This is a genomic window from Arcobacter denitrificans (SeqCode), from assembly GCF_048571185.1.
GTDB lineage: Bacteria > Campylobacterota > Campylobacteria > Campylobacterales > Arcobacteraceae > Arcobacter > Arcobacter denitrificans.
Window position 1 is genome coordinate 419,716 of record NZ_CP182350.1, and the last position, 17,044, is coordinate 436,759.

At 28.1% G+C, this 17,044-nt stretch carries 14 protein-coding genes and 1 tRNA gene; 8 read left to right on the forward strand and 7 right to left on the reverse strand.

What is annotated here, in order from left to right:
- Positions 1-63 precede the first annotated feature (63 nt).
- Both ACNI28_RS02180 and ACNI28_RS02185 read left to right on the forward strand, forming a co-directional pair.
- Complete coding sequence (locus ACNI28_RS02180) at positions 64-1,353, forward strand: DEAD/DEAH box helicase (protein WP_419765245.1); 1,290 nt, start codon at positions 64-66, stop codon at positions 1,351-1,353.
- 3 nt (positions 1,354-1,356) lie between these two features.
- Entirely contained in the window at positions 1,357-1,686 is a 330-nt protein-coding gene (locus tag ACNI28_RS02185) for a hypothetical protein (RefSeq protein ID WP_419765246.1), read from the forward strand.
- A gap of 7 nt (positions 1,687-1,693) precedes the next feature.
- Here the strand turns inward: ACNI28_RS02185 and ACNI28_RS02190 are convergent, their stop codons facing one another.
- Both ACNI28_RS02190 and dgt read right to left on the reverse strand, forming a co-directional pair.
- On the reverse strand, positions 1,694-2,218 hold the full coding sequence (locus tag ACNI28_RS02190; RefSeq protein ID WP_419765247.1) for a 3'-5' exonuclease: 525 nt from the start codon (positions 2,216-2,218) through the stop codon (positions 1,694-1,696).
- Positions 2,219-2,223: 5 nt separating this feature from the next.
- Positions 2,224-3,663 carry a dGTPase gene (gene dgt / locus ACNI28_RS02195; RefSeq protein ID WP_419765248.1) on the reverse strand — a complete coding sequence of 480 codons (1,440 nt, stop codon included), beginning with the start codon at positions 3,661-3,663 and terminating at the stop codon, positions 2,224-2,226.
- A 168-nt stretch (positions 3,664-3,831) separates the two neighbouring features.
- On the opposite strand from dgt, the gene ACNI28_RS02200 reads away from it, so the two are divergent.
- Both ACNI28_RS02200 and ACNI28_RS02205 read left to right on the forward strand, forming a co-directional pair.
- A complete protein-coding gene (locus ACNI28_RS02200) occupies positions 3,832-4,395 on the forward strand; it encodes a DJ-1/PfpI family protein (RefSeq protein WP_419765250.1) in 564 nt (187 codons plus the stop codon).
- Positions 4,396-4,459: 64 nt separating this feature from the next.
- Positions 4,460-5,191: an IclR family transcriptional regulator gene (locus ACNI28_RS02205; protein ID WP_419765252.1), complete on the forward strand. Its 732-nt coding sequence runs from the start codon at positions 4,460-4,462 to the stop codon at positions 5,189-5,191.
- A 79-nt stretch (positions 5,192-5,270) separates the two neighbouring features.
- On the opposite strand, the gene ACNI28_RS02210 is transcribed toward ACNI28_RS02205, so the two are convergent.
- The gene (locus tag ACNI28_RS02210; RefSeq protein WP_419765253.1) at positions 5,271-5,606 is read right to left on the reverse strand and encodes a hypothetical protein; all 336 of its coding nucleotides are present in this window, start codon (positions 5,604-5,606) and stop codon (positions 5,271-5,273) included.
- A 113-nt stretch (positions 5,607-5,719) separates the two neighbouring features.
- Positions 5,720-6,970, reverse strand: a complete 1,251-nt coding sequence (locus tag ACNI28_RS02215; protein WP_419765254.1) for a uracil-xanthine permease family protein — start codon at positions 6,968-6,970, stop codon at positions 5,720-5,722.
- A 133-nt stretch (positions 6,971-7,103) separates the two neighbouring features.
- On the opposite strand from ACNI28_RS02215, the gene upp reads away from it, so the two are divergent.
- From upp to ACNI28_RS02230, 3 genes are all read left to right on the forward strand, one after another.
- Positions 7,104-7,727 carry a uracil phosphoribosyltransferase gene (gene upp, locus ACNI28_RS02220; protein ID WP_419765255.1) on the forward strand — a complete coding sequence of 208 codons (624 nt, stop codon included), beginning with the start codon at positions 7,104-7,106 and terminating at the stop codon, positions 7,725-7,727.
- 9 nt (positions 7,728-7,736) lie between these two features.
- Positions 7,737-8,147: an NUDIX domain-containing protein gene (locus ACNI28_RS02225; RefSeq protein WP_419765256.1), complete on the forward strand. Its 411-nt coding sequence runs from the start codon at positions 7,737-7,739 to the stop codon at positions 8,145-8,147.
- 363 nt (positions 8,148-8,510) lie between these two features.
- A complete protein-coding gene (locus ACNI28_RS02230; protein ID WP_419765257.1) occupies positions 8,511-9,236 on the forward strand; it encodes an HD-GYP domain-containing protein in 726 nt (241 codons plus the stop codon).
- Between the two features lie 168 nt (positions 9,237-9,404).
- Here the strand turns inward: ACNI28_RS02230 and ACNI28_RS02235 are convergent, their stop codons facing one another.
- Positions 9,405-12,917: a transporter substrate-binding domain-containing protein gene (locus ACNI28_RS02235; RefSeq protein WP_419765258.1), complete on the reverse strand. Its 3,513-nt coding sequence runs from the start codon at positions 12,915-12,917 to the stop codon at positions 9,405-9,407.
- 208 nt (positions 12,918-13,125) lie between these two features.
- Here ACNI28_RS02235 and ACNI28_RS02240 point away from each other — a divergent pair, with 208 nt between their 5' ends.
- A complete protein-coding gene (locus ACNI28_RS02240) occupies positions 13,126-14,655 on the forward strand; it encodes a c-type heme family protein (protein ID WP_419765260.1) in 1,530 nt (509 codons plus the stop codon).
- 24 nt (positions 14,656-14,679) lie between these two features.
- Here the strand turns inward: ACNI28_RS02240 and ACNI28_RS02245 are convergent.
- A tRNA-Gly gene (locus ACNI28_RS02245) sits at positions 14,680-14,756 on the reverse strand.
- Positions 14,757-15,743: 987 nt separating this feature from the next.
- Positions 15,744-16,967: a DUF637 domain-containing protein gene (locus ACNI28_RS02250; RefSeq protein ID WP_419766438.1), complete on the reverse strand. Its 1,224-nt coding sequence runs from the start codon at positions 16,965-16,967 to the stop codon at positions 15,744-15,746.
- Positions 16,968-17,044 lie beyond the last annotated feature (77 nt).

Here is a 17,044-nt window from a genome sequence, read left to right on the forward strand (position 1 = left end):
TTGATATAATCACTCTTTTAAAATATAAAACTAAAAGGAATTGTTATCAAAACATTCAACACTATGAACCTTTGTGCACAAATACAAAAAGCTCTTGAAGAAGAAGGATATGAAAATCCAACTGATATTCAAGAAAAAGCAATACCCGTTTTACTTAAAAACAGTGATGTAATTGCAACTGCACAAAGTGGTACAGGGAAAACTGCTGCCTTTGTACTTCCTATTTTACAAAAACTTTTTGAGACAAAAGATGCAGACTCTAGTAAAAAAAGGGTTTTAAGAAGTCTGATTTTAGTTCCCACACGAGAATTAGCAAAACAAATAGAAAAAAGTATCTCATATTATGGAAGACATTTAGATATTAAACAAACTATTGTTGTAGGAGGATTAAGTCATAAAGAGCAGATTAGAAAAATAGAAGCTGGAATTGATGTACTTGTTGCAACACCAGGAAGACTTATAGACCATATAAATACAAAATCAGTAGATTTATCAAGTATAAATAATCTTGTCCTTGATGAAGCAGATACTATGCTTGAAATGGGATTTTTAAAAGAGATAGAGCATATATTTTCTCAATGTGCCAAGTCAAGACAAATCTCTATGTTCTCTGCAACTATAAACCAAAATATTAAAAAACTTGCAAAAGAGTTTTTACATAAACCTGTAGTAATAGAAGTCTCTTCTCAACGTTCAAGCGTAGATATAATTGACCAACAAATATATTTAATGGATGAAGATAAAAAAATAGAGTTTTTATCATATATGATAGGCTCGCAGAATTGGGAACAAGTGCTTGTATTTGTAAATACTAAAGCAAAAGCAGATGAGATAACTGAACAATTTAATTTAGATGGATTAAAAACTGCTTGTATCCATGGAGATATAAAACAACCTGTTCGAGCAAGAGCTTTAGAAGGATTTAAAACTAAAACATTAAGAGTTTTAGTTGCTACAGATATTGCAGCACGTGGTATTGATATAGAGCTACTTCCAAATGTAGTGAATTTTGAACTACCTGAAACAGTAGTTGATTATACACACAGAATAGGAAGAACAGGACGAGCGGGAAATCCAGGGGTTGCCACAACACTTTTATGTGTAAAAGAGTACAAGCAAATGGCTGAAATAGAAAAAGAGCTTATTATTAATGTACCAAGACTTACCCATGATGAATATGAACTAACAGAAAAACAACCAAGAGTAGCAAGGTTTAAAGCTAAACCTCTTAGTCAGAAAAAAGGTCTAAGAGATAAATTTAAGAAACCTAAAGATAAGGCTCAACTGCCTAAAAAAGCAGCAAAAAAGAAAAAAATAACAAAAAGAGATGCTAATAGAAGCTTCGGGAGATAAGATATGATGGAAATGATTTTAAACAAAAATGATTTAGTAGTAGGTGCAAGTTTTGAAAATGGAACTATTCAAGACTATGTTGATGAATCAAACACTTACGGATTAATTAGAATCGAAGAGACAACAGTAAATTGGTTCTTGTTTAATAAAGAGGACTCAACAGAAGATATGCAAGAACTTTATGAAAAAGTTACAAAAAATGAAAACCATTTTATAAAAAATGATTTTGGAGAAGAAGTTGTACTTTTTGATAAAAAAGGAACTGTTCCATTTGAAGATTTTATTGAAAAAATAGATGAATACTTGGACGTTGAATTAGTAAATGCTTTATAGTCATTTACTAATTTTTCTTACGCATTCTTTTTAAAATCTCATAGGTCTTAGTCACATCATATGTAGCACTGTGATGTTTATCTTCATCAAAATCAATTCCATAATAAAAACAGACCTCATCTAAAGTAGGGTTTTTAATCTGCCCATTTTTATTTAAGGCTTTTACAAATTGTTTGTTCTCCTTCATGGTACAAATATGATTTTCAAAGTTTACTATATCTCTTAAATGACGAAGTTCAAAACTTATATTATGAGCAACTAAAGTTTTAACTCCAGAACAAAACTGCACAAAATCTTCATCCTCTTTAAAATAAGAAGCATAATTTGATTTTTTTCGTATATTTAAAATAGCTTCAGGAGTAAGCTTATGCACTTCATAAGAGTATTGGTTTACAGGGTAACGAGAAAGATAATATCTGTGAAACTTATCCTTTAGTACGTATTCTCCATCAATTAGCTCTAAGCGTACAGCTGCTGCTTCTATAACATCATGTTCATTATGGGAATTTGTTTCAAAGTCAAGGATAATCATAGATTTTAAGCTTCCAAAGCAGATAAAACTTTAAATTCATTATAAGCAAAATCATCAGTCATGCCAGTAATATAATCAATAATAAGTCTAGTTCTATAATACCACTCTTCTAGCTTATATTTTTCCATATCATCATTTGAGAGTTTTGCAGTTGCACTTTTATATGCAACTATATGCTTTGAAGATAATCTTCTAATAAGTCTTTGAGACATAAAACAAGATATTCTTTTATCATCTACTAAATCTTCAAATTCTCTAAAATCAAGTTTTAACAAGACTGAATAAGTGTCAAAAAGTGTAGTTAATATTTTATGGCCTTTTAGCTCTAAGGTTTGTACATCTTTATTATTATAAATATATTTTACAGATATATTTTGTAAAACTGTTATTGCTTTTGTATATTTGCTTTGTTTATCAAACTCCAATAAAGCACTATCAAATCTTCCTGTAAAAATATCTTCGTGATTATTTAGATATACAGTTGAAACATGTTCTACTAAGGCATGGGTTAATTTAGCTCTTGTTAAAGTCCAAAAAAGATTGAATTGATATGGTTCATCTTCTTTTTCTTTTGCTTTTTTATAAAACACATCTACAAGGTCTAATAAGTAAGTTTCATCAAGTTTTTCGCACTCTTTTTTTATAAGATTGTATATTTGTTCAAAGTCTAATATTCCCTTATCAACAGCATCTTCTAAATCTGCATTTAAATAGCTAATATCATCAGCTGCTTCCATGATATATGTTATGGGAAAACGATGCCCAGTTTTAGTATCTAAGGCTTCATAAATATTTTCGATAAGCTCTTTTTCACTGTAATAAAAACCTGGCTTCTTCTTTATATAATACAGTTCTTCACTTTTGGCAGGTTTTGGTTCATATGCTCCTCTTGTATATTTGATAATAGATGCAATTTGACAATAGGATAGATTTAGTCTTTGTAGTCTTGCAACTACTCTAATTGCTTGTGCATTTCCATCATAATTACAAATATCTCTTACTAGCATCTCTTTAAAAGCTCTGTTTTTATCACCAACTTCAATCAAATCATCTAAAATCTTAAGCCCAGAATTTTGCATCCAAGAGTTTATTGCAACTTCTGCAAAGTGTCCAAAGGGAGGATTACCAATATCATGCAATAAACTTGTCATTTCAGCAGTTGAGATAAAAACATCTTTTAACTCTTCTAAGCCATATTTCCCTTCACTCTTTTTTATAATAGTTTTAGCAATAAACCTTGCAGTTTGAGATACTTCTAAGGAGTGAGTTAGCCTACTTCGTACAGCTGCGTTTAACTCTAAAGGGAAAACTTGTGTCTTCTTTTGTAGTCTTCTAAGAGCTGGGGCTGATAATATTCTTCCCCTATCACTTTCGCAGGAAATATCAATATCACTCATAGGATATAGTTCTCTGTGTAAAGTTAATTTTTTATTATAATCTATCATCTATATTTATCTTTTAATTTTATTTTTTTTATTATATCTTTTTTAAGATTTTATACAAAATACAGTTTCGAGGTTGCACAATATGCAACTAGAAAAAACTAATCCAAAAATAAATTTACTATTAAATTTAATCCTATAAAATTTCTTAATTAACAAAAAGGAGATTTTATGTCAAAAAAAATACTTATTATAGCTGGAGATTTTGTTGAAGATTATGAGATGATGGTTCCATTTCAATGTCTTTTAATGTTAGGTCATAGTGTTGATGTTGTTTGTCCCAATAAAAAAGAAGGAGAGCAAATAAAAACTGCAATCCATGATTTCGAAGGTGACCAAACATATACAGAAAAACCTGGTCATAATTTTACATTAAATGCTACTTTTGATGAGATTGATGAAAACAGCTACGATGCACTTTTGATACCAGGTGGACGAGCTCCTGAATACATAAGATTAACTCCAAGAGTTTTAGAGATAGTTCAAAACTTCAACTCTAAAAATAAACCTATAGCTTCTGTTTGTCACGGAGTTCAAGTATTAGTTGCAGCAGGAATTGTTAAAGATAGAACTTGTTCTTGTTACCCAGCTTGTGCACCAGACCTTACAACAAATGGAGGAAAATGGGCTGATATTGGTTTTGAAGATGCCTACGTAGATGGAAACCTAGTAACAGCAGCTGCATGGCCAGCACACCCAAAATGGCTTGCAAAATTCAACGAACTTCTTGTTTAAAACTTTATAACAGAACTACCAAAGTAGTTCTGTTATTTGATATAATAAATTAAAAAGAGTTATTATGTCAACTAACAAGTCTTTTGCAAAGGGTTTACAAGTTTACAAGACAATAGTAAATCATGGTAAACCTATCTTAGCAAAACAATTATGCGAAAAATTAGATATAGAAAAAAGCACTATGTCTAGACTTCTAAAAACACTTTATGATGAGGGTTTTATAACATACTTAGAGAAATCAAATGAACTCATAGCCACAGATATAAATAGCTCTACAAATAATAAAACAAGAATAGAACTTATGGTAAAAAAAACAAAAGCTCTACTTGAAGAAATATACGCCATAACAAATGAGTGCTCATATTTAGGGATCTTTGATAACTACAAGATTTTGTACTTAAATCAATTTGATAACTCAACTAGAAAAATAAAAACTAGAAATAAAATAGGACTACAAGCACCCTTACATACAAATGCTTTAGGTAAATCAATCTTAGCCTTTGGAAACTATGATTTAGAAAAAGTCAAATTAAACTCATATACCCACAACACTATCACAAATATAATAAGCCTAGAAAATATACTAAATGAAGTAAGAGAAAAAGGTTACTCAATAGATGATAAAGAGTATCAAGATGGTATGAGATGTGTTGCTGTTCCACTGTTCAATCATCAAAATATACTTATAGGCGCAGTTGGTATTTCAGGTACCAAAGATAGATTGACACTTGAAAAGTCTCATAAAGCGGGGGAGATGCTTTTGGATATTGTTAATAAGTATTCTATTGTTTTGTAAAACTTTATTTTTCTCCCTCTTGAAGAAGCGAATAGCTATAGGTATTTAAGATAAATATTATAAATTCTTTAAATTTAATTTAACTATAAACTTTTTCTGCTTTTGAGTAATTGTTTTTTTTACAGGTTTTACATATGATATGAAATAAAGACTCATCTTCTTCACAACTAACACATGGGTTACTAAGTGAAGGCGAATCTTTAAATGATATTTTCTTTTTTGCATTTACATTTGCCATAAATGCCACATTTAATATGGGGTCTTCTTGTAGTTTTTTTAAAGTTTTTTGAGAAGTATGCAAGTTTCGTGATACTGCTCTTCTAACTTTATAATGAGATGATTTTGAGAGTTTTTTCAACTCTTTAGAATCTGTGCTTTTATTAGCTAATTCAATATCTTTAATAAGTTTTTTCATTTTATTTCTCCCTGTTTTATCAGTTAATGGCATTTTAAATAAAAATGGTATCAATATAGTGACAAGAGAGAAATTTTATGAAATAGAAGATAAAAGAAGTTTTTTCCTTTTATCTAAATAATATGGTCTTCTTTTCTAGGTTGTGGAAGAATTAGATTTAAAAATATACCTGTAATTGCTCCAAGTCCAATTCCTGAAAATGAAACACCCCAGAAATTAAAAGTCATACCTCCAATTGAAAATACTAAAATCATAGAAACAATAACTAAGTTTCTAGGACAATTAAAGTCGATGTTCGCTCGAACTAAGGTAGAGATACCCACACTTGCGATAATTCCAAAAAGTAATAACATAATTCCACCCATAACAGGTACTGGAATAGTAGCTAAAAGGCCACCTAATTTTCCAACAAAAGCTAAAACTATAGCAGCAATTGCAGCCCAAGTCATAATAGCAGGATTGAAAGCTTTTGTAACTGTAACCGCCCCTGTAACTTCTGAATAAGTAGTATTAGGTGGTCCACCAAAAAGTGAGGCAACTGATGTTGCTAATCCATCACCTAAAAGAGTGTTTTTAAGCCCTGGCTTTTTAAGATAATCTACTTTTGTTACATTTGAAATAGCTAACATATCTCCAATATGCTCTATTGCAGGAGCAATAGCAATTGGTAAAATAAAAAGTATTGCTTGCCAATTAAACTCTGGCGCTGTGAAGTTTGGTATTGCAAACCAAGAGGCTTTTTCTACAATTGAAAAATCAACTATTCCAAAAAATATTGAAATTATATACCCAACTATAATTGCACCTAAAATAGGAATTAGTCTAAATACTCCTTTTCCTAAAAGTGAAATAAATACCATAGTAAAAAGTGAAATCATAGAGATAATAATTGCAGTATCAAAGGGAACTAATGCAATAGCTCCATCACCTGTTTTACCCATAGCCATATTAACAGCAACAGGAGATAAGATAAGTCCAATAGAAATAATTACAGGACCAACCACAACAGCTGGTAAAAGTTTATGAATAAAGCCATCACCCCTTAATCTAATAATAAAACTAAGAACCACATAAAATAAACCTGCAACAAGAAGCCCTGACATTGTAGCTGCTATTCCCCAAGTCTTTACACCATATGAAATAGGCGCAATAAAAGCAAAAGAGGAAGCTAAAAATATAGGAGGAATAGCACCTTTGTTTACAAACTGAAATACTAAAGTACCAAGTCCTGCTGTAAAAAGTGCAACATTTGCATCAAGTCCTGTTAAAATTGGTACAAGTACTAGTGCACCAAAAGCAACAAATAAAAACTGTATACCTAAGATAGAATCTTTTATTCTAATATTATAATCTGTGGGTTTCATTCATCCTCTTTTTTATTAAAATTATTGAGAATAATAACTAAATAATGGTTAATATTTTGTGAATGATTGTCTATACTATAAGAAGCTTTTAGATAAAATCGTGCCTATATAATAAAATAAATTAGGATAAATAATGTACCAAGAAAGTAGCAATATACTTGTAAAACACCTTATAAATAGACTTAGAGATGTAAGAACAGCATCAAATGAATTTAGACTTACGATTGAAGAGATTTCAAGAATAATAGCAGCAGAAGCCCTATCAGATTTTAATACAGTTACACAAAATATAAATACTTGGCAAGGGCCGTTAGATGTACAGATGATAGAAGTACAAAAACTTGTACTTGTGCCAATTTTAAGAGCTGGGGAACCAATGCTAACTGGTATTTTAAGAACACTCCCGTATGCTAGAAGTGGATTTTTAGCAATGAAAAGAGATGAAGAGACAGCCCTATCGAAACTATTTTATGAAAATATTCCAGAACTTGAAGATAAAACTGTATTACTACTTGATCCAATGATAGCAACTGGTGGGTCTTTAATAGACGGTATTGCTTATTTAAAAAGTAAAGGTGCAAAAAGAATTATCTCTTTAAATATCCTAGGAGCACCAGAAGGAATAGAAGCAGTACAAGAAGCTCATCCTGATGTTGATATTTATATTGCTCAAATTGATGAAAGACTTGATGATAACAAATATATCAGACCAGGTCTTGGTGATGCAGGAGATAGAGCATTTTATACACATGAGTAAGATAAAACAATGATTAAAACACCCTATTTAACAGTCGATGGCATTATTCAACTCTATGATAAAAAGAATAACTTTAGAGGTATCGTTTTAATTGAGAGACTAAACAGACCTTTAGGAGTTGCTTTACCTGGAGGTTTTGTTGATATTGGAGAAACAGTTGAAACAGCACTTATTCGAGAGATGAAAGAAGAAACGTCTTTAGATGTTACTATTGAATCACTACTTGGTGTTTATTCAGATCCTAAAAGAGATGAAAGATTTCATACGGTATCAGTTGTATATGTTTGTAAAGCATATGGAGAACCACTTGCTCAAGATGATGCAAAAGATGTTTTTATCTACAAAAAAGATGAACTACCACTTGATAAATTAGTCTTTGACCACAAGAGAATAATCACAGATTTTCTAAAAGCACAATAATTACAAATAAACAATTTAATAGCTAATTTATTTCATATAGTTGTATTTTTAATATAACTTTTATTTATTATATAATACTATTTATAACTTTTACACTTAAAATAAATAGGTATTATAATGAGCATGTCCGAACATAAAATAAATACAAATACATAATACCTTGTTAATAAGGTAATCATAGAAGAAAATGTTGAGTTTTTTTTCGATTTATATGGAAAAAAATCTAAAGAAGAAGAGCTCTCTTCACTTTCTACAAGAGGTAGAAAACTTCTACAATATGATATTGAAAATCTATTAGATTATACTTATTTATATGTACATGAAGATGAAAAAGAGTTTTATGAAAATCATTATAATGATTTTATGAAGTTAAAACTTATACCAAAAAACATGAAAGATTTTTATTCAAATGTAGGTGAAACAATAAATAAAATATTTGAAAATCCCCAAGCTTTGAAAAATGTAGCAGAACTAGAAATTATTTCCAATGATATGGTATCCACAATTTTACATGATAATTTTTCAGTTAGTTCTTTTATAACAATTCTTGCAAGTGATTATTATACCCATACACACTCTTTAAATGTAAGTGTTTATGCCATATGTCTTGGAAAACACATTGGAATGAACAAAAAAGATTTGGAAGACCTTGGTACATCTGCTTTATTACATGATTTAGGAAAAAGTAAAATTAGTGATAGCATTATCAATAAAAATGGCTTATTAACAGAACACGAATTTAATGAAGTCAAAAAACATCCTATGTTAGGTTGGGCATTAGCAAGACAAATAGGAATAACAAATAAAAGTATATTAGCAGGAATAAAAAACCATCATGAAAGAGTAGATGGCACAGGATACCCAGATAAATTAAAAGATGAACAAATAGATATATTCGCAAAGATTATTGGAATATGTGATGTATTTGATGCATTGACAACAAATAAAAGCTATAAAAACTCAACAGGTACTTTCAATACATTGGTTATGATGAAAAAGGAAATGTCGAAACATTTAGATGGCAAGATTGTAAATCATTTCATTGGTGTTTTTAAAGAAGAGATGAACAAAGTACAACAAAACAATTAACATATATTAAAATATTTTATATAAATAAAAAAGAGTTGAAGTACAAAATGATGGAGAATCAAAAAACTTCAAACTCTTTTAATGAATAAATGAAATTACATAAAATAATTATATCAATATAGATAATCCTTTGATTAAATTTATTGTATAAAAAATAAACAATCAATATTATAGTGGCAAGGTGATTGTAAATTTTGCTCCAGTATAAGTTTTGTCATTATATGTATAAGTTTCATTTGTAGCACTTATTTCACCTTTTAAGTGTTTGGTAATGATTTGGTTTGACATATATAGCCCAATACCTGTACCTACAGATTTGTGTTTAGTAGTATAATATGGCTCAAATATTTTATCCATACTACCTTTCTCAATTCCACCTGCACTATCTTTAAAAGTAATAACTACTTTTTCTTTATCTTTTGTTACTCTTAAAAACAAGTATCTATCATCTGTACTTATATTATTCTCAATAAAAGCATCTTTTGAGTTATTATATATGTTTATAAAAGCTTGAATTAAAATATTCTCATTTAACTCAAGCTTTATATCATCATCTATTTGATTGATAGTTTTTATAAAATTATTACTGTAAGGAATTTTAATCAAATCATCTAATTTAAAAAAGATATTTTTTAAGTTATACACATGTTTTGTACTTGAATCAGATGTAAAAAAGTTTCTAAAGTCATCTATTGTTTTAGATAAATAATTTGCTTGTTGCATAATACTTGAACTATATTCAAGTAAATCTTCATCTGATATTTTTTTACCAACATCTAATAATAATCCTATAGAAGATGCTTGTGTAGTTATAACAGATAAAGGTTGTCTCCATTGATGTGAAATATTACCTAACATCTCTCCCATAGCTGCTATTTTAGATTGATTTAATAATAATTGTTGTTGTTTGAGTTGTTCATCTTCTAGCTTTTTAATAGTTGATATATCATGTGCAATAATCAAAATTAGTTTTTCACCTTTTTCATTTGTAAAAGGTTTTTTTGTAGTAATATAATGCTCTGTTTTATTAAAATCTTCATATGAAACTTCGGTTTTATTATTATCAATAATTTGTTTAATATTTTTGTTAAAAAAATCTGACATTTGTTTAGCATGTTTAAAATCACTATCATATTTACCAATCATATTATTTATAGTTGTACGATATAATTTGGCAACTGCTTTATTTACCAATAAAAACTTTCCTTCATAATCTTTTATAATAATTAAATCTGGACTCTCATCTAAAACTGACTCTAAAAAGTTTTTAGCATCATTAACTTCAATATTTTTATGCTCCAATTTATGTTGAGCATCTTGTAATTGATTTAAAGCATTTTTTGTTCTATCTTTTTCTGTAGCTATTTTTCTATTCCACCATAAAATCCATAAGATAATAAATATAGAAACAGCAACAACCTTCCAAATAAGTGAATAATTTATTCTATCTATTGTTTGAAGAGAGAACCATCTTTGCTGTATAACAGTATGTTCTATTGGAGTTATTTGATTAAACCCTTTTGATAAGATTGAAGCAAGTTCTGGCCACTCTTTTGGTGCAATAAAACTAAACTCAATATTTCCATAACCAGATGGTGCTGCAACTTTTATATTATTTAAATCGCCAAATACACTTAAATAATTGGCAACTGCAAGATTACCCACATATGCATCTACTTTTTTTTCATCTAGATTAGTTAAAGCATCTTTTGTATCTTTAAAATTAACAATCTTGATTTTAGGATAATCTCTTTTTATCCACTTATTAGTCAAAAAGTTTTCCTCTATAGCTACAGTTTTACCTGACAAGTCTTTCATTGAGCCAATATATGCAGAATCTTTGTGCTTTATAATCATCATAGGATAAGATAGAAAGGCACTTCCATAAGAAAACCTTTTTGCTCTTTGTTCATTTTTGACACTAAATAAAATAGTATCAAACTTATCTCTTGATGTTTCAATTGTTTTATATGCTTTTGCCATTGGCATATTATTATTTATAAATTCTACATCAAGACCAACATTTTCTGCACTCTTTTTTATATATTCAACAGCAATACCAGATGCTTTCCCATCTTTTATAAACTCAAATGGTGGTCTATTGGATACAACTGCAAATCTAATCTTTTGATGTTTTATTATAAACTCTTTTTCATTGTCTGTGAGTAAATTTTGATTTTCTGTATCATTGTCATAAGGTTCCCGTACCCATTTTCGAAGTATGTTGTTCATCTCTTCTCTTGATATATTGTCTAACCCTTTTTGCAAAATTCTTTGAAGGGTAGGTTTACTTTTATTTGAGAGAAAATGAACAGATACGGCACTTAAATCATTTTGAGCAATATCTTTTAATCCTACAATTGAATTATCACGAATATAATTTTCAACAACTAAATGATAATCAACCAAAGCATCAACTTCACCATTCAAAACTTTACTTGTAGACTCACCTAGTCCCGAGGTTTCAATAATTTTAATTTTGGGAAACTTTTTTCTAATTTTATCAATAGTTGCATACCCTTTTGTAATGGCAACTTTTTTTCCTTCTAAGTCTTTAAAGTTTCGTATCTTTTCATTTTTATTTGAAATATAAATATACTCTCTTACTTTATAAAATTCATCACTAAAAAGTCCAAACTCTTCCCTCTCTTTAGAGTAAAAAGTTGCAGGAAGCAAATCGATTTTTTCATTCTTAAACTCATCTAGTAATTTTGCCCAAGATGAATGTACATACTCAACTTTTAATCCAGTTTTTTCTAAGACTTTTAGTAAAATATCATTGTATAAACCATTATTTGTGTTTTTTTTACTATCATAATATATGTATGGCTTTGCTGGTTCTATTCCCACTGATATTCTATTTTTATCAATCCATTTTTTCTCTTCTTTAGTTAATGAAATATTTGATTTATTTAAATTCAAAATCCAACTTCTTTTAAGATCGCTTAGTGTTGAATAAGGTATTGAATCAAGTGTTTTATTTATTATAGAGGCTAGTATTGGATTTTCTTTTTCTATCCCAAATCTCAAATCTTCACTACTTGTATCAGGATGAACAAATCTACCAGCAAGTTTAAGATTTGGTAAAACTAAATCTTCAAGTTTATAAATACTCAAAATATTTGTTATGATTACATCAATTTTCTTTTCATCAAGTGCAAAGAATCTCTCATCCGAATCATCAAACTCAACAATTTCAATATTTTCTTTTCGTAAAATATCAATTATAAATGTATTTTTAACAACTCCAACTTTTTTATTTCTTAAACTTTTTATTCCATTATAATTTCCAAAATCTTTTCTAGTAAAAACTCCAATTGGTATCACATAATATGGAGATGAATAAAGTGTAAAAGGTAATCTGTCTTGTCTATAGGAAACTTCTGAAATAATATCTATTTTTCCATTGTAAAACAGATCATATATTTCAGGCCAAGAAGCAGCCATTTTTTTAAATTTCAAGCCACTTTTTTGAGATATTATATCTATAAGTTCTTGTGTAAATCCAACTAATTCTCCATCTTTTTTAAAACTAAAAGGAGTAAAACTATTCATAGTTCCTATAGTAACATTTGGAGAGTTTTTTATATATTCTTTCTCTTCTTGTGTAAAATTCAAATCTGAAGCAAATATTGAATTTAGTGAATATAAAAATAATATATAAATTATAATCTTTTTCATGATTATATATTACTGTTAATTTCCTTATATCTATCTCTATAAAAATCATTTTGTTTCTTTTTAAATAATTATATAATTTACTTAGTTCTTGTAATTTATCTAATTTTTAGATAAGATAAGTTTATGATAAAATATGAAAAATTTATACAATGCAAGAAATATTTATTTTTTATTTTATAAGCAAAAATAATATTTAAAATGAGAAACAATGAACAAAAATGATTTTATATTTAAAAATAAAGTATATATTCTCTCTATCCTACTATTTATCATCCTTAACATATCTTTTTATTATTTGACAAAATACTACTCTTTTCACAAAGCAGAAGAGAAGATTGAGGATTTCTTACTCAATGTAAAAGCTTTAAGAAACTTTGTAAGTCATGGACAAAAAAATGAAATATACTCTTTAAAAGAGCAAAATATTTTAGACGAAGGATTTTTTAGTCCAGTATTAATGTCTTCAACATATATATCAGCTAGAGTTAATGAAGAGTATAATGAACTCTTAAAAAGTATAAATCGACCACCTATTGAAATAAGATTTTCTAGTACAAACCCAAGAAATCCTAACAATAAAGCAAGTGAATTAGAAGCAGAATTGTTAAAAAAATTTAATACAAAAGAGTTATTGGTTTATAAAAAAGTTGTTAAAACAGAGTATGGTGATGCACTTTATTATGCAATACCAACAAAAATTACAACTGATGCTTGTATGAGATGCCACTCTGATCCTAAAATTGCTCCATCAGGACTTATTGAAAGGTATGGTGACAAAGCAGGCTTCTATGAGCATAAAGGTGATATTAGAGCAATGCTATCAACTCTTTATCCTATGGAAGCAGAATATAAAGATTCAAAATTTTTATTTCTTATTTTACTTTTTTCTTCTTCTATAATATTTTTATTAATTATTATATTTTTCAATAAATATACTAAAATCTTGCACAAAAACAATGGTTTACTAAAAGAGAGAATTGAACTTGAAATTTATAATAACAAAGAAAAAGATGTACTAATGCTACAACAATCAAAAATGGCGGCAATGGGAGAGATGATTGAAAATATAACCCATCAATGGAAACAACCACTATCAGCAATGATGACACAATCTACAGGTACACTACTACAAAAAGAACTAGGTATGGTAGATGAAAAGGCATATGTTAAAACATTGGAAAATGTTGTGTCAAATGTCAATTATTTATCGACTACAATTGATTTTTTCAAAGAGTTTTTCACAGGAGAAAGAGAAAAAAAAGTATTTCATCCCAAAAGACTTATAGAAAAAGTATGCAATGTTATTATTTCAAGTATCAAAAGACATAGTATAGAAGTAATAAATAATATTGATGATTCAATAAAAATCAAATCATATGAAAATGAGCTAATCCAAGTATTTCTAAATATTATTAACAATGCCAAAGATGCTCTTGTAGAACAAAATAATAGAAGTCCTAGATATATAATAATTGAAGCAATAGATACTCAAGAATATCTTGAAATCTCTATAAAAGATAATGCAGGTGGAATAAAAGAAGAGTATTTAAAAGAAATTTTTGGACAGTATTTTACAACAAAAGAAAAAAATGAGGGAACAGGTATTGGTCTATATATGTCAAAAGAGATAGTTGAAAAACATCTTCAAGGAAGACTAGAAGTAGAAAATACTCAATTTGAGTACAATAAAACCCAACATACAGGAGCGAAGTTTATCATTACTCTATATAAAAAATAATGACAGCCTCTTTTATAGGGCTTTTGGAGCGGGAGACGAGACTCGAACTCGCGACAATCTGCTTGGAAGGCAGAAGCTCTAGCCAACTGAGCTACTCCCGCATAAAAAAATTCTATCAAAAAAAACATTTTTTTGCAATAAAACAATAATAATCTAAAGTTACACCCCAGGGGTGTAATTTTAAAATCATCTTTATCGTAAAATACTACTCTTTGTTCTACACCTCTATTAACAATATGATAATATCCTGCTATCTCTATTCTTGGTTTTCTAGCCATATTTTATCCTTGAAAAATAAGATAAAATATTTTAACCTATCTATTTTCTTTATTTTATTTTTATGGCATTTTGCAATTTTTTTTAATTTAATTTTTTGAATTAGGGGTTATCGTTATTACCTGACACCTCTATCGAAATCTATTTCCTGTGATTGCTGATGTTACTAATTGGTTTGTTACTCCTGAATGTTTCCTTATATCCTTTCATTCTTTCGTATCTTATCCATTTAGGTTTTTCTTTTTTATAAAAATAGTATGCTTCAATTGATAGTTGAATGGTAGCAAAAGATAATGGGATTAAATATATATTTTGTTGATAATATTCTTCATTGAATGTTGTAAATATACTTATAAAATTATCTGAAATAATATATTTTGAAACTATATCACTTATAACAGTAAAAAAAATAAAAAAATATCGTTTGAAAAAATACTTACTTTTTAAAACAACTACACAACTTGTAATAGCTAAAGGTAAGCTGTATATAATATAAAGCATATAAGCATAAAACTTAAACAAATCAAAAAAATAAAAAATAAAAAATAAAAAATAAAAAATAAAAAATATTTTCCTTATTTTTATAATAAATTTTTTTAATAATACTCAGTAAGTTTATTATAAATAATGGCAAAATTATAGTAACTCCAAAAGTTATACTTATCAATAAATGTAAATATCCTTTAGATTCGGTAATTAAATGCCAATCCCACATAATTTTATTCCAAAATAGTAATATGAACAAAATAATAAAACTAAGAATTAATAGTTTAAACATTTTTACTACATTTAATAAATACTTCAAATATATATTAATCATGTGATACACTTTCTTTAATTTGTTCAATAACAGGTTTGCTATCTATATTAACATGATCAGAAAAAGGATTTTTATAATATTGATACACTATTCCACTAAAATTATCTTTATAAAGTACAGGTGGTGACTCCACTTGTATATTTTGTACTTTTGGATTATTCTGAATTATTTGTTTTGGAATGCTAATATCATCAGAACTAAATGCACTAATATATGACTGCACCCGATCATCCTTATCATAGGCATTTATAATTTTTGCTTGGGATGTTAAAACATCATTATTAATTGTATATTTATGGAAAGTTGGTACAGCTAAAAGCATCATTCCATCTACAACATTTTTATAGCCTTTTTCGACAAGTTTATTCGTAACAATTTTTTCAACATTTCCACCATTTGAGTGTCCAGATAAATAAATTGGCTCATTTGGATTTTCTTGTTTGATTGCAACAATTTTATCAACTATTTTATCTGCTAATTTTTGTCTATCTGCATCATTATTTTCTAAATCACGACCGTTATCTATAACTATTAAATTTTTATCTTTATAAAAATCTTTTAATCCATCTTTAAAGCTTTCTTCTACATCCTTTTTACTTGCAAAAGTTCCAGGTGCATGAAGTATTACATTATTTTCTACTGCAATATTAGAACTATTATATGCAATTTCTACATTTTTTCCACTTATTCCTGCCGTCATTATTGTTCCTAATTTACTACTAAATCTAATTATATCTTTTTCTTCATCAGTATAAAAATTTTTATCTGTCAAATTATTTCCAACAGCTTCCCCTATCACTTCTCCAGTAACTGCTCCTAATGCTCCACTTTCTATATCATTTCCTGCTATTGCTGAACCTACTGCTCCTGAAAGAGCATGTAATCCTTTATGTTTTAGGTATTTTATATCTTTATTTAAATAGTTTTCTCCTATATAAGAAGAAAGATTTGCTTGTACTGTACTTCCTAGATTACTTTTTAGGTTATCTTTAAAATCAGTTCCATAAAGTGCACTATTAACTCCACTTTTTACTACTGTATTTGCTACACCTTTTTGAACTTGTTGAGTAAGGGAGATTTTTTCAGTTTTTGCTAATTTATCTAATCCTAACGAACTATCTATCATAGAACTAGCATAACTCATAACCCCAGCACTTATTGCTCCTAGAACTAAGGCTTTTGAATTTAGTTTAAAGCTATTTCCTGTGATTGATATGAATAAGTTATCGTTATCACTTGACCCCTATTTCTCTATTTCTTATTTTCTTCTTCTATGTTTATATTATTGGGATA